The sequence below is a fragment of the Brevibacillus sp. B_LB10_24 genome, assembly GCF_046036945.1.
Classification (GTDB): Bacteria; Bacillota; Bacilli; order Brevibacillales; family Brevibacillaceae; genus Brevibacillus_C.
In genome coordinates, this window is sequence record NZ_JBJQOQ010000011.1 from 133,132 (window position 1) to 146,909 (window position 13,778).

13 protein-coding genes, 1 pseudogene and 1 riboswitch are annotated in these 13,778 nt (G+C 46.1%); of the genes and pseudogenes, 12 read left to right on the top strand and 2 right to left on the bottom strand.

What is annotated here, in order from left to right:
* Nucleotides 1-103 precede the first annotated feature (103 nt).
* Nucleotides 104-787 (top strand): DUF190 domain-containing protein, encoded by a 684-nt coding sequence (locus ACI7RC_RS12730; protein ID WP_408108621.1) that lies wholly within the window; start codon nucleotides 104-106, stop codon nucleotides 785-787.
* Between the two features lie 40 nt (nucleotides 788-827).
* Nucleotides 828-887: riboswitch (Fluoride riboswitch) on the top strand.
* On the top strand, nucleotides 864-1,178 hold the full coding sequence (locus ACI7RC_RS12735; protein ID WP_408108622.1) for a fluoride efflux transporter FluC: 315 nt from the start codon (nucleotides 864-866) through the stop codon (nucleotides 1,176-1,178). Its footprint overlaps the riboswitch before it by 24 nt.
* Nucleotides 1,179-1,277: 99 nt before the next feature.
* Here the strand turns inward: ACI7RC_RS12735 and ACI7RC_RS12740 are convergent, their stop codons facing one another.
* Nucleotides 1,278-1,529, bottom strand: a complete 252-nt coding sequence (locus ACI7RC_RS12740) for a glycine zipper domain-containing protein (RefSeq protein WP_408108636.1) — start codon at nucleotides 1,527-1,529, stop codon at nucleotides 1,278-1,280.
* A 468-nt stretch (nucleotides 1,530-1,997) separates the two neighbouring features.
* On the bottom strand, nucleotides 1,998-2,714 hold the full coding sequence (locus ACI7RC_RS12745; RefSeq protein ID WP_408108637.1) for a sulfite exporter TauE/SafE family protein: 717 nt from the start codon (nucleotides 2,712-2,714) through the stop codon (nucleotides 1,998-2,000).
* Nucleotides 2,715-2,985: 271 nt separating this feature from the next.
* On the opposite strand from ACI7RC_RS12745, the gene hemE reads away from it, so the two are divergent.
* The 10 genes and pseudogenes from hemE to ACI7RC_RS12795 all read left to right on the top strand — a co-directional run.
* Entirely contained in the window at nucleotides 2,986-4,032 is a 1,047-nt protein-coding gene (gene hemE, locus ACI7RC_RS12750) for a uroporphyrinogen decarboxylase (protein ID WP_408108623.1), read from the top strand.
* A gap of 14 nt (nucleotides 4,033-4,046) precedes the next feature.
* Entirely contained in the window at nucleotides 4,047-4,994 is a 948-nt protein-coding gene (hemH, locus tag ACI7RC_RS12755) for a ferrochelatase (RefSeq protein ID WP_408108624.1), read from the top strand.
* A 5-nt stretch (nucleotides 4,995-4,999) separates the two neighbouring features.
* Nucleotides 5,000-6,469, top strand: a complete 1,470-nt coding sequence (gene hemG, locus ACI7RC_RS12760) for a protoporphyrinogen oxidase (RefSeq protein ID WP_408108625.1) — start codon at nucleotides 5,000-5,002, stop codon at nucleotides 6,467-6,469.
* A gap of 289 nt (nucleotides 6,470-6,758) precedes the next feature.
* Nucleotides 6,759-7,613: an SDR family oxidoreductase gene (locus ACI7RC_RS12765; RefSeq protein ID WP_408108626.1), complete on the top strand. Its 855-nt coding sequence runs from the start codon at nucleotides 6,759-6,761 to the stop codon at nucleotides 7,611-7,613.
* 248 nt (nucleotides 7,614-7,861) lie between these two features.
* Nucleotides 7,862-9,142: a glycosyltransferase family 2 protein gene (locus tag ACI7RC_RS12770; RefSeq protein WP_408108638.1), complete on the top strand. Its 1,281-nt coding sequence runs from the start codon at nucleotides 7,862-7,864 to the stop codon at nucleotides 9,140-9,142.
* Nucleotides 9,143-9,310, top strand: a complete 168-nt coding sequence (locus tag ACI7RC_RS12775; protein ID WP_408108627.1) for a hypothetical protein — start codon at nucleotides 9,143-9,145, stop codon at nucleotides 9,308-9,310.
* A 78-nt stretch (nucleotides 9,311-9,388) separates the two neighbouring features.
* A complete protein-coding gene (locus tag ACI7RC_RS12780) occupies nucleotides 9,389-10,810 on the top strand; it encodes a PQQ-dependent sugar dehydrogenase (RefSeq protein WP_408108628.1) in 1,422 nt (473 codons plus the stop codon).
* 444 nt (nucleotides 10,811-11,254) lie between these two features.
* Nucleotides 11,255-11,614, top strand: a complete 360-nt coding sequence (locus ACI7RC_RS12785; RefSeq protein ID WP_408108629.1) for a BlaI/MecI/CopY family transcriptional regulator — start codon at nucleotides 11,255-11,257, stop codon at nucleotides 11,612-11,614.
* Between the two features lie 8 nt (nucleotides 11,615-11,622).
* Complete coding sequence (locus ACI7RC_RS12790; protein WP_408108630.1) at nucleotides 11,623-13,260, top strand: M56 family metallopeptidase; 1,638 nt, start codon at nucleotides 11,623-11,625, stop codon at nucleotides 13,258-13,260.
* A gap of 372 nt (nucleotides 13,261-13,632) precedes the next feature.
* Nucleotides 13,633-13,734 (top strand): annotated as a pseudogene (locus ACI7RC_RS12795) (YceI family protein); the annotation flags it as partial.
* Nucleotides 13,735-13,778: the final 44 nt, after the last annotated feature.

Consider the following 13,778-nt stretch of genomic DNA (forward strand, 5'->3'; position numbering starts at 1 on the left):
GGCCTAGGGCAAGACAAGGAAAGAACAGAAAAAATAAACAGCTGCCCTGCGGCATTTAACCGTTTCTTTTTGATCCCATGAAGCATTCACTGGGGTAAGTCACATGGTTCCATCACTTCTCCTGTTGTTGCCCATCGGATCAAATGCTGAAGAGGTGGTCGTGATGTCGCTGCAAAAACTGCTTCAAATTGTGGTAGGGGAGTTTGAAATCGGCAAAGACAACCGTTTATTATATCGCGATATTGCCCAAATTCTTCAGCAAACGGGATTTTCGGATCTGACTTGTATTCGAGCCGACGAAGGTATTGGAGAGAAGAATGATTTGCGAGTCCTTTCTTTTGAGTCCATCCAGTTAAATAATTTACCCATTGCCATTGAGACGGTTGAAGAGGAGGAACGTATTGAACAACCAATACCCGAATTAAGCCACATGATCCCTCACGGAAAAATGATTACAACACCAGTCTATCGATTGTTTGCAAATGAGTTGACTTTACATGATGATGAATATGTCATGCTTAAGATATACACCCAAGCGAAAGGGAAATGGTTTGGACGCAAGGTACACGACGACATTCTAGAAGTTTTCCGGGAAAATCATCTGATCTGGTCAACGGTCATACACGGAATGGATAAACCGTTCTCCTTCTTTTCTTCCCAGAGGCCTGTTGTCATCGAATCTATTGGTACAGCGGGAATAGTGAAAAAAATGATCCCCGAGCTGCAAAAACTGATCAAAGAAGGCTTGGTGATAGCCATTCCAATTGAGGTCATTCTCAATCGATAAACAAAGGGAATAAAGCTACGGAAGAGTTGCCTTCATCATAAAAAAATAAGGCGATGGAGTTCGCCATAAACGCCTAATGGCTAATGACTCCTACCAGCTACATCAACGCTTCGCATCCTCAATGCCATATGGCACACTGTTCGTAAATATCTTTGGGACATTTTTGCTTGGCTTCCTGGCAGGACTGCGCCCCTCAGAAGTGTGTATTTTATTTTTTGGTACAGGATTTATCGGATCCTTTACGACATTTTCCACTTTCAAATGGGAGCTCATTCAATTAGGAAAATGGAAAGAGTGGAACACCTTTGTTCCGTATCTGTTCATAAGCTATATTTTGGGAATTCTACTTGCTTTACTGGGATTCACAGCAGGAGCTTATTTGAAGAGGTGAAAAAACGAGTCCCAAGTATTTTGCATTCTGATTCAAACCCACCGTGTAAGGATTGGTCCTTTACGGTGGGTTCGCTTTGATGATGTCTATCGTAAACTGCTATGGCTGTTTATTCTGTTCAGTTCGGTTCTCGGAGCCTTCGTTGTCGAAACGATCCCCTACCTGGTTGCCTACCGCTCCGCCAATGACAGCACCTGCGACGGTACCGAGCGGCCCAAAAATAGAACCTGCGGCAGCACCAACACCAGCACCGCCCAAGGTTCCTGCAGCCTCGCCAGCGTTGCCGCCTAATGCGTTGGTGATATTACGGCCACCGGTACCTTGCCGATTGCCATTGTTGTTTTCAGCCATCCATCTCACTCCCTCGTTTTGTCATAGGGACGCTGCTTGTACAGTCCCGAACTTATTTTGCCCGACAGCGACAGATTTACGCTCATTTGACCGGAAATCAAGGATGATTGAGCGGTGCTTATGACGTATAGATCTCTAAACTGGTTATCTTTTGGTGTCAAGGAATTTTTTCAAGCGCAAGTATGGCCAATTCGATTTTCTCCAGTGTTTTACAGTAGGCATCTGATATATCTCCGTCCAGATTTTCTTTTGAAGGAATCAGGTAGAGCAGAATTTATGCTGCAGACCATGGCGTAAACCCTGCAACGCTTGCCGTCGCCTGGGTGATGTCCCATCCGGCTGTAACTCACCCATTATCTGGCAAGAAATATAGATTGCTCTCCGCTTTCGATGTGGACATGAGACATGCCGACGAACTAGGCATGTCCTTATTTTTAGCTGAAAACAGTCCACCATCAACGAAAAAAATTAGAAACTAGTGATCAACAAATAGCCGCCCGTAAATATAAGGATGACGTAAGTTATGAATCGAAACGTTTTTTGACTAATCCATTTAAAAAATAACTGCCCAAGCACAATTCCACCAAAAAGGGAAGGTATCGCCACAAGAGATGATATCCATGCCTCTTTACTAGTTCCGCCAAACGATATTTGCATGACTAAGCTTACAAAATAAACAAAGAGATAATAGGCCAAAGTCGTACTTCGAAGAGTGGCCTTATCTGTTCCAGCCCCAGAAAAATACAACAGCAGAGGAGGACCGGGTACCCCGATACTCGTTGTTAACAGTCCTGAGATACCCCCTGTCACCATGTCTCTGTTTCTTGTTCGCTTTATCGTTCGTTTTAAGACAAGCAGAACCGTTAAAATAAGGATTAGTGCTCCAACGACCATCTTGAGCAGTCGCATATCTATGTAAAGATAAACAACGAGCCCCAACACCACCCCAGTAATACTACCTTTCACTAATCTGATTAACAAAGGTTTGTCTACTTCTTTTCCAATTTTTAAAATCATGAAAACCGAAAGACAAAGTGAAAGAATAATATTAATTTGGATTGCTGTATGAACCGGATATAGTAATAGTAAAAAAGGCGTTCCGATAATAGAAAAGCCATAACCAGTGCTTGTTTGTAATAAGGAAGCCACAAGTACAATCAGGACAAGCATTATCAAATCTTCCATCATGAAATTTCACCAACCTAAAGTAATTTCATTTGTTTCCTCTTCAATAAACCTCCCTCCAAAATTAAGACGATCACTTTCAGATATCAATCCCTGGCTTTTTAAGGCGGTAGTTATATTATATCAGTCTTCGAGTCCTTTGTTTGTGACATCATTCACATGATTGTCAAAGGAAGCCGGCGTATTACTGTTGTTGGGGGATCAGAAAATAGGCATAATGTATTTTAGGCGAATGAAACGAGGGACAAAATAAAGAAAAGAGGTATGACGAATGGCTTATAACGATCGATTTATTCGCGCTTGCCGCAAACAAACGGTGGATAAAATCCCGGTATGGTACATGCGTCAGGCTGGCAGATACGACCCGGATTATCGTAAAATCAAAGAAAAATACAGTTTGCTCGAAATTTGCCGTATACCTGAACTGGCTGCGGAAGTTACACTTATGCCCATCCATAAATTAGGGGTCGACGCGGCGATTCTATACTCCGACATTATGAATCCGGTCGCTTCGCTAGGCATTGATTTTGATATTGTAGCCAATGTCGGACCAGTCATACATAATCCGATTCGTTCGGCGCAGGATGTCGACAATTTACGGCCGATCGACGTGGAAGGAGATTTGGGGCATGTCATCGAGACGATACGCATATTGGACCGCGAGCTTCAAGTCCCGCTCATTACATTTGCCGGCGCGCCGTTTACCATTGCCAGTTATTTGATCGAAGGACGTCCGTCCCGCAATTATATTCGTACGAAAGAGATGATGTACGGCGCGCCGGACATTTGGTTTGCGCTCATGGACAAGCTCGGGGATATGGTTATCCAATACTTGCGGGCGCATATCGCCGCGGGCGGCAAAGCCTTCCAATTGTTTGACAGTTGGGTGGGGGCATTGGCACCGCATGATTTTGAGCGTTATGTTTTGCCGACGATTACACGCATTTTTGCGGAATTGCAACATTTGGACGTGCCGAAAATATATTTCCCTGGAGTCAGCTCGGGCGAATTGCTTCCGTCCTTACGTAATCTTGAGGCCGACGTGATCGGGCTTGACTGGCGCGTGTCAATTCGGGAAGGCCGGCGGAGATTGGACAACCAATTCGCCGTGCAAGGCAATTTGGATCCGCTCGTCTTAACCGCGCCGCAGTCCGTCATCGAAGAGCATGCGCGGCAAATTATGGATCAAGGCATCGAGCAGCCAGGATATATTTTCAACCTCGGGCATGGCTTGTTTCCGGAAGCGTCCTTGGACAAACTGCGGGAACTGACGGCATATGTGCATACTTATTCGGAATCGGCTTTGAAACAAAACTAGAATGAGGGATGGAAATGGCACATACAAAAATCGGCGTACTGGTGATGTCATACGGTACGCCAGAAAGCATGGATCAGATCGAAGCTTACTATACTCATATTCGGCGCGGAAATAAGCCTTCCCCTGAGCAGTTGCAGGAGCTAACGGACCGTTACGAGGCGATCGTCGGCGGAGTATTTCCGTTAAGGGAAAATACGGACAAGCAAGTTGCGGCTTTGGAGGAAACGTTAAATCGCGGGCGGAGTGCTGGCGATGTACAATTCGTTTGCTACCAGGGCTTGAAACATGCCAGTCCGTTTATTGAAGACGGCGTGGAGCGGATGGTGAAGGACGGTATTCGCGAAGCGGTTGGCGTCGTGCTTGCGCCGCATTATTCGGTCATGAGCGTAGGGGCGTACAACCAGCGGGCCCAGGCGAAGGCGGACGAACTCGGTTTAAAAATATCGTTCGTGAAGAGCTACCACGACCATCCCAAGCTGATCGAAGCGCTGGTACAGCGGGTTGAACATTCGCTGCAGCAATTCGAGCGGCAAGGGGTGGCGCGCGATCAAGTCCGCGTTCTCTTCAGCGCCCATAGTTTGCCGGAGAAAATTGTCGAGATGGGAGACCCGTATCCGGAGCAGTTATTGGAAACGTCCCGTCTCATTGCGGATCGGGTCCGGTTGCCGCAATGGCAGTTTACGTGGCAAAGCGCAGGAAGAACGGCAACGCCTTGGCTCGGTCCGGACGTGCTCGACACGATGAGCGCGCTCGCCAAAGACGGGGCGAAAAACATACTGGTTGCCCCGATCGGGTTCGTTTCCGATCATTTGGAAGTGCTGTACGACCTGGATATCGAAGCGCAAGCACTGGCAAAAGAGTTAGGCATCAAGTTCGCGCGGACGGAGTCTTTGAATACCGATCCGTTATTTATAGAGACGTTGGCCGATGTGGTAAGGAAGCAATGGGAAGGAAAGGAGTAGACCAAATGGCAGAGCAAGCGCATCGTTTTGTCGTCATTGGCGGGGGAATCAGCGGATTAGCCTCCGCTTTTTATATCTATCAAACTTGTAAAAAACATCAGATTGCGGCCGAAATTACGTTGTTGGAAAAAGAAGACGTGCTCGGCGGTAAAATCAATACGCTGCATCGCGATGGCTTCGTGATCGAGAAAGGTCCGGATTCGTTTCTAGCGCGTAAACAAGCCATGATCGACCTGGCAAGGGATCTCGGGCTTGAGCATGAACTGGTCGCCACCAATCCGGCAGCGAAAAAAACGTATATTTGGCATGAAGGGAAGCTTCGAGGTATGCCACCCGGACTTGTACTCGGCATTCCGACGGAAATCGACCCTTTTATGCAAAGCGATCTCGTCTCCTTGCCCGGCAAGTTGCGCGCTTTAATGGACTTGTACATGCCGGCGCGCACCCCGGAGTCCGGCAATGAACTGGAGGACGAATCGCTAGGAGCATTTATTACCCGCCGTTTGGGCGGCGAAGTGCTGAAAAATATAGTCGAGCCGCTGCTCGCCGGCATTTATGCGGGCAATACGCATAAATTGAGCGTGCAGGCGACGTTCCCGCAATTCCATGAAGCGGAAAGACGATACGGCAGCCTCATTAAAGGAACGAGAATCAACCGGCAAAAACCGAACATTCCGGAAGGCCAGCCGGAAATCGCCAAGAATACGGTGTTCTTGACGTTCCGCCAAGGGCTGCAAAGCATCGTAAACGCCTTGACACGCGAGCTATCGGCATCGGACGTCCGGGTATGGACCGGAACCGCGGTAGAGAAGCTGCAGCCCTTATCCGAAGAGGAAGGGCGCGGCTATCTCCTTGAACTGCACGACGGACGCCGACTCGCGGCAGACACCGTGATCGCGACGACGCCAGCGTTCGTAACTGCACCGCTATTGGCGCCGCATCTCAATGTGGATACGTTGCAGCGGATCAATTACGTATCCGTCGCCAATGTCGTCTTAGCCTTCGAGCGGGAGGACATCGCCCAAGTATTGGACGGCAGCGGCTTGCTCGTTCCGCGGGGAGAAGGTCCGGCCATTACGGCCTGTACATGGACCTCGGCTAAATGGCTGCATACGAGCCCCGGCGACAAAGCGTTGCTGCGCTGTTACGTCGGGCGCGACGGTGAGGAGCATTACGTCGATCTGCCCGACGAAGAACTGATCGCGCTCGTGCGTAAAGATTTGCACCATATTATGGGCTTGAGGGCAGAGCCGCTGTTTACGGAAGTGACACGCCTACGCCGCTCGATGCCGCAATATCCGGTAGGACATGTTCAATCGCTAGCCGCTTTCCGTTCGCAATTAAGCGAGACGCTCCCCGGCGTTTTCATTACGGGCGCGGGATACGAGGGCGTAGGCTTGCCCGATTGCATCCGTACGGCAAAAGCGACGGCGGAACAGGCAGTAAAACAAGTGGCGGAACGGGTGAATGCCTAAAGTTTTTTCGCTGGGCTGTTAGGTATACGTATTTCATACATGAACATGAGTAGCTTCGGCGCAGCACAATTCAAGAGAAACCCCCGGCCCGATCGGGCATCTCGAATACAATGTCGTGCATGACCGCCATCTGCCCCTTTACTGCCGACTATGCTGGTCGATCCTGTCCATACTGATCAACCGGGTCGGCGTTCCGCTGATGCAGAAGTGGATGCTGTAGCCGCGGTGGATTATAGCAGGGAACGGTGATCTTCAAAGTGTAAATGCATGAAGCGGGAGGAGAAGCAGCATGAATCGGAACACAAACGGAAGCCGTCGTCCGGTCGCGCTGGTCACCGGCTCGTCGAGCGGTTTCGGGTTGTTATCCTGCATTGAGCTGGCGAAGGAAGGGTACGATGTGATCGCAACGATGCGCGACGTCGACAAGCAGGGAGAGTTGATTGCCGCTGCGGCGAATGCGGGCGTATCGCCTTTTGTACGCTGCCTGGCAATGGATGTGACGGACTTTGCTCAAGTGGAAGCGGTCATTCAGGACGTGCAAAGCGAATATGACGGCATCGATGTCCTTGTGAACAATGCGGGGTTTGCAGTCGGCGGATTCGTCGAGGATATTCCGCTTGCCGAGTGGCAGCGGCAAATGGACACGAATTTCTTCGGCGTCGTCGCTGTGACGAAAGCGGTGCTGCCCGCCATGCGCGAGCAAAGATCCGGCCGGATCATCAACATCGGCAGCGTCAGCGGCAAAATCGGCTTTCCCGGTTATGGGCCGTACGCCGCCTCGAAGTTTGCCGTCGCGGGATTCAGTGAAGCGCTGCGCCTGGAAATGCTGCCGTTCGGCATTCAGGTCGTCCTGATCGAGCCGGGCTCGTATAAGACGCCGATATGGCAGAAAGGATTCGCTTCGATACTGACGAAGCCCGACTCGCCGTATGCGGCACAAATGGAAGCCGTTCTGCGCTATTCGCGCCGTTCGGCGGAAACGGCTCCGAACCCGATCGAGGTTGCACGGGCCGTCGTCAATGCTGCCAAGAAACGTCGTCCCAAGCTTCGCTATACAATGGGCCAAGGCGCCCTGCTGGCGGCGTTTGCCAAAACGGTGCTTCCATGGAAATGGTTTGAGACGATCATACGGCGCAATTTATAGCTCGTTTGTCACTGAGCTTTGTCCGAGCATCATTTTTTGGAATAGGTAGAGACAGTACTTGTACTTGTCCTTTTCTAGCAGTTCATATGCTGCAGTTACTAGAATAAACAAATGCAATTGTATTATGGGACAAGAATGTAGACGTGCAGCTACAACGAGCAGTTGGAGGACATATCTTGGAACTTAATCACAACGCGGATGCAAGAACGATCACAACGTCATACAAACCGGGATTGTACATTCCTGTCATGGTAAAGTTCGTTATAGCGCACGTTATTTCGATGCTATGGCTTGCCTTCTCGATCTATTTGTCAAAAAAATGGATCGTTGAGTTGGCTGAGATCATATCTTTTCCTCTCGCATTGCTATCGATAACGGGCATCGCCTACATACCTGGGTATTTGAACGCTTTTATGGTATGCAGTTTACTACTCGACCGGCAGCCCAAATTCAAGGTAGAAAGACCAGATATTCCGGTTACGGTGTTAATTGCCGCCTGGAATGAAGAAAAGGGGATCACGGACACATTAGCGCAGATTGCCAAGCAAGAGTACGCCGGCAAAATACATGTCATCGTAATCGACAACAATTCAAAAGACTGCACTTCAGCGATGGGGCGCATCTTCGGTTCCCTTCTGGGGCTAAATATAACCGTTGTAAACGAAAGAAGGCCCGGAAAGAATTATGCTTTGAATACAGGTCTAAAATATGTAAAAACGGATTGGGTCCTGACACTGGATGCCGATACATTACTACATAAGGATGCCATCAACAATATTGTGGCCAGAATGGTGTCTGCTCCACCAGATGTTTGCGCGGTTGCAGGCGCGGTACTTGTAAGAAATAGCCGGGGTACTCTGCTTGGGAAAATTCAAGAATGGGATTACTTTCTGGCAATTGCTTCTGTGAAGAGGCTGCAGGGCATGTATCAGCAGACGTTGGTTGCACAAGGTGCTTTCAGTTTGTATAAGACGGAAGTAGTAAAGGAGATGGGCGGCTGGCCAGATGTGATAGGTGAGGATATTGTCCTGACCTGGAAATTCCTGAAACAAGGATATAAAGTTTTTTTCGAGCCGACGGCTGTCTCCTTCACAACGGTCCCGACTTCACTTGTGCATTTTATTAGACAAAGGAGCCGATGGGCGAGGGGGATGATCGAAGGGTTAAAGGCGGTTAAGCCTTGGGAGCAGCCCCACATTGCCGGGAAATACCTGACAGGAGTAAACCTCGTTATGCCGTTGATCGACTTTACGTACACCTTTTGTTGGATACCAGGCGTCTTCCTCGCTTTTTGCGGGAAGTATTGGATTGTCGGACCGCTATCTTTATTAGTGTTGCCCATTACATTTCTCAGCTATTATATTTTATTTACTTACCAGAAATCCGTATTCCGGAAGCTCGGCTTAAGAGTCAGAAAAAATTTGTTCGGACTGGTCCTATTCACATTAGGCTATCAAATTATCATGAGCCCCGTATCCGTATGGGGGTATCTGCAGGAAGTATTGAACTTACGTAGGGTGTGGAAGTAGATGCAACTATGGTTAGCCAGAAAAAACTGGCTGGCCGTCACCCTCCAGCTTGACGCTGACGAACACAAGCATTTGTATCGTTTGGCTCTGCAGAGCTACCCGCTGAAAGCGGCATCAGCTCACGGCTGCAGCGTTTCCTCGACCGGAAGGAAGCGTAGCTCAGTTTAAAGATGTTACCGGTACTAAGGACACAGTTCTTATCATATTCTTACTAAAGGTAACAAGAGGAGGGAGTGCAAAAATGAGTTGAGAAAAGTCAAGGTTCGTTTACGCCCCATTGTAAGTAAGATAAATATGCCCACTGTTTTGAAAACAGCTGTACTTCCAGGTGATTCAATTGAAAGTTTATTTGTTACTACCCAGGTAGGGGAGATCTTATACATACGAGACGGAGTGATAAGGACTTTTTTAGATATTAGCCCGCGAATCATAAAACTAGGTGTCTCTAGTGGTGGATATGATGAACGGGGGTTGATAGGGCTGGCGTTTCATCCCAATTTTCATTATAACGGTCTTTTCTATCTTCATTTTTCAGTAGCCGGAACACAAGGTCCAGGTGCCCTTCCAGGTGCTTTTGAATCTTTTAAGCCTAATCCGTGTGATCCTAAAACCTTAAACCTAAAGTGGACAAATAGAGAAACACAATACGATCATATTGATACAGTTGAAGAATGGATTCTACAATCGAATGGTCAACCTCAAAAGCGACGGACAATACTTAACGTAAGAAGACCATTTTTAAATCATAATGGTGTCAGTAGCTTAAACTTTTCACCAGAAACAGGAAAACTTGTTTTAACTACCGGAGATGGTGGATCAGGCTACGATCCATTTAATTTAAGTCAGGATGATATGGAAATCGCCGGCAAAATTATTGAAATTGATGTAGTTACATATACATTTAATTATAATCCACCCGTAGTCACACGTTTTGATGAACTTCCCGCACCTATTCAGGAGATGCTTACGGTAATTGCCAAAGGGGTTCGCAATATTCCAGGCATTTCATTTCAAAGGTTCTATAATCAGTATATCAAATATGTGGGGATTGTCGGACAGGATTTGGTAGAGTCGATTTTTTCATTCGTTCATTATAAACCAATACCGGTTACCCAGCTTGTTCAAGCTTCTTTCATGAATGCTGAACTTGACCAGGAAGGATTTATTAACTTTGGCTGGCGAGGGTGGGAAGGTGCTTTTCCTACTTTGATGATGAAGAGCTGCTCGGCAAATCCAACTTTGGATGAGAAACCAATTGCTTATTACGATGATGCAGTAAAAACTTCGGTAAGGCGTCTTCCGCCTTTAACGAGTTATTTTCATAAAGATCCAAGGCCAGATAAATTTGGTGGAACTGCGCTTACAGGAGTCCAGCCCTATATGGGGAATGAAATCCCCGATTTAACGGGAAGCATTGTGTTTACCGATCTTGCCAGAAAAGGATCTCATCCTCCAGTGAGAGGGGTTTTAGCTTATACCAGGGTACGAACTGATTGTAAACTAAATGATTTTAGTGTTATTGAAACCGATTATGATTTTGGATCTCGATCAGCTTATTATGTTAGTTTGGGAACGAATCTGGATCAAACCAGACTATATTTAGGGGTTAATGGATCTATGAAGGTGGCTGATTTTCACCAAGGGACCGTTTTTGAAATCGTTCCGTGATTCATAACTATAAAATTCGACTTAATCTCCGCATTCGCCAGAATGGTGGCTAACGGGGGCGATCGTGATAATTGCTGGTTTACTTCTTGCAGGAAGGGTCGTAAACTGAAACTCGCAACACACTTTACAAATTTGATTATATAAACTTGACCACCACTTAGGAGGCTTATTCCACTTGTTACAAATGGAGTGAGCCTTTTTTGCATGCAGATAACTATTGTATAACGAGGGTTGAAATGAACATGGTAAACCTTATAAGGGAGAGTATCAGGCTTACATGGAATTTTCTTGAAGGGAAGTATAAAGAAAGAAAAGTAGTTGTTTGAACATGTTTGTGATTGTTAACAACAGTTATTGAACCCTCTCGACAAAACGATTCTACTCTAGTAGAATGCATATATAATTCTACTACAGTAGAACAAGGTCGAAATGAGGTGCTTTCAAATGGTTATGAAGCTGTTCGACAGCGAGCTTAATATCATGGAAATCTTGTGGAGAGATGGTGACACCACTGCAAAGAGGATTGCGGAAATTACGAAGGAAAAAGTGGGTTGGAGTAAGACAACAACCTATACAATCATCAAGAGGTGCCTTGATAAAGGGGCGATTGAACGGCAAGATCCAAATTTCGTTTGCCGTGCGTTAGTTACGCGGGAGCAGGCGCAGGAATATGAAACAACAGAACTGATCAATAAGATGTATAATGGTGCCCCCGACAGGCTGATTGCTTCGCTTTTGGGGCAGAGACAGTTGACGACAGAGGAAATTAACCGCTTAAAACAAATTATTGAGCGTTTGCAATGAGGTGGGGGATGTCGTTACTTGAAATGAGTATATCGGCTTCCATCTTCATTCTTGCGGTTGTGTTCTTTCGTTTCCTACTCCTTCATAAAGTGCCCAAAATGACCTTTCTCGTGCTTTGGGGTATCGCCTTATTCCGACTGTTTGTTCCTGTTTCTGTTCATTCGCAATTTAGCATTTTTACGGCAGTTAACTATTTAGGAAAGATGTTTACAGTACAAGAGATAACGCCCATAACGGAAAGCTCAACCCTTTTAAATGGCGGCACGGTTATCATGCCACCAATAACAGACAGTATGACGATCCTAACCGTACCACTACAGACGGCTACACCAATATCGCCTTTTGTGTTGGTATGGCTTATTGGTTTTACGTCATGCGCTTTGTTTTTCTTCATCCCGCATGTAAGGTGTCGTCATAATTACAGAATGTCATTACCGATTAAAAGTGATTTCATCAGAAAATGGCAGAAGACGAATCCTTTATGGCGAAAGGTACATATCCGGCAATCAGATAAAATTTTGACTCCGCTCACCTATGGTATTTTTCAGCCTGTGGTACTCTTGCCGAAAAATATAGATTATACCGATGAAAAACAACTTGCGCTTATCCTTACCCACGAATATACACACATCAAACGATTTGACACGCTCAAAAAGTGGTTGCTTGCCTCCAGCGTGTGTATCCATTGGTTTAACCCTTTCGTGTGGGTCATGTACATTCTTGCCAACCGCGACATAGAGCTATCCTGTGATGAAAAGGTTATATGGACATTTGGGGAAAGCATAAAACCCGTTTATGCTATGGCACTTGTCCGTTTGGAAGAAAAAAAGAGTGGACTGTCCCCATTAACCAGTAATTTTTCCAAAAACTCAATCGAAGAAAGGATTATATCTATTATGAAAACTAAGAAAACCTCGATCACAGCGATACTGCTCGCTATTGTGATTGTGGCCGGAACCGTTACGGTCTTTGCGACTTCTGCACTGAACAGTATGGAAGCGGCCCCTGGTGTCGAAATAACTATGACCGAAAGTACGCCCGCTTTATACCAAGGCGAATCCACGACAGCCCTAATGCCGATTGATTTAACATTTACCAAATCGGATGTACCGGAGTTGATTGACAAACTTAACTCTTCAAAATATAGGGCGGTTTATTTGGACAATGAGATGTATCTGCGTATAACAAATGATAACTCCATACTGATTAGTAAGGATAACGGGTCAGTTTGGAAAAATTATGATACCGACAGTGTCGACGCAAAAGATTTTGCTAACTGGCTTCTGAAAAATGATCCGAATCCGGGCTATTCAATGAAAGAAATCCAGAGTCGCTTAGCAAACGGGGCAGAAGTAAAACATTTAGTGTTTGAAAATGGAAAGGAAATGTATTTTGTAATGGACGGGAACGGCGTACAGATTGAGCTTGTACAGCCTGAAAAAACAGCTTCTGTCCTAATTGATGGGCAGAGAATGATGATTACTTCTGAGCGATTTCCCATGACTATATCAACACAGATGCTGAAGTCATTTTATGACTTGTTAGTCTCCAGCAACATACTGACAAAAAACCAGGCAGAACAAGATTATTCGGATAAAATAAAGCATCTTAAAGAAAATGATACGATCTTTACGGTAACGAAATAAAGGGAATTACTAATGGACTAGGATACGAGCATACTATACAGTAGACCAACGAGAACCGGGCGAGATGACGTTCTCATTTCAGTGGATATTGCTAACTTGGATAACTTTTACCTTAGAGCACTTGATTGTCTATAATGGGCGACAAGTGCTTTTTTGCGTTCAACAAACCTGATACGGGTATCATGTAGATGGAGAACAAAATCCCAATTGGTGAATCGGAATATTGTTACAAAGTCAATATAACAAGAACTCAACAGTTAGTGACCTAATTGTCTCTAGAGCCAAGCTCGGTATGGATCATGAAGTATTAAATCTATTTCATTCGTCTATTCTGTTATGTAAATGGGTTAGAATATTATCAGGAGGGTTTTCATGGCAAAGTTTAAGTGGGATGTAGATGCAGCACACAGTAGTGTCGATTTCGCAATTCGGCATATGATGGTGTCTAAGGTCAAAGGAACGTTTAACAGTTTCTTTTAAGCCCCGAAATTGGATTTGAGTCATACCCCCTTATCTTG

Bases quoted from the DNA above. Each gene is read 5' to 3' on its own strand.
- ACI7RC_RS12730 (WP_408108621.1), top strand. From the start codon at position 104: ATGGTTCCATCACTTCTCCTGTTGTTGCCCATCGGATCAAATGCTGAA.
- ACI7RC_RS12735 (WP_408108622.1), top strand. From the start codon at position 864: ATGGCTAATGACTCCTACCAGCTACATCAACGCTTCGCATCCTCAATG.
- ACI7RC_RS12740 (WP_408108636.1), bottom strand. From the start codon at position 1,529: ATGGCTGAAAACAACAATGGCAATCGGCAAGGTACCGGTGGCCGTAAT.
- ACI7RC_RS12745 (WP_408108637.1), bottom strand. From the start codon at position 2,714: ATGGAAGATTTGATAATGCTTGTCCTGATTGTACTTGTGGCTTCCTTA.
- hemE (WP_408108623.1), top strand. From the start codon at position 2,986: ATGGCTTATAACGATCGATTTATTCGCGCTTGCCGCAAACAAACGGTG.
- hemH (WP_408108624.1), top strand. From the start codon at position 4,047: ATGGCACATACAAAAATCGGCGTACTGGTGATGTCATACGGTACGCCA.
- hemG (WP_408108625.1), top strand. From the start codon at position 5,000: ATGGCAGAGCAAGCGCATCGTTTTGTCGTCATTGGCGGGGGAATCAGC.
- ACI7RC_RS12765 (WP_408108626.1), top strand. From the start codon at position 6,759: ATGAATCGGAACACAAACGGAAGCCGTCGTCCGGTCGCGCTGGTCACC.
- ACI7RC_RS12770 (WP_408108638.1), top strand. From the start codon at position 7,862: ATGGTAAAGTTCGTTATAGCGCACGTTATTTCGATGCTATGGCTTGCC.
- ACI7RC_RS12775 (WP_408108627.1), top strand. From the start codon at position 9,143: ATGCAACTATGGTTAGCCAGAAAAAACTGGCTGGCCGTCACCCTCCAG.
- ACI7RC_RS12785 (WP_408108629.1), top strand. From the start codon at position 11,255: ATGGTTATGAAGCTGTTCGACAGCGAGCTTAATATCATGGAAATCTTG.
- ACI7RC_RS12790 (WP_408108630.1), top strand. From the start codon at position 11,623: ATGTCGTTACTTGAAATGAGTATATCGGCTTCCATCTTCATTCTTGCG.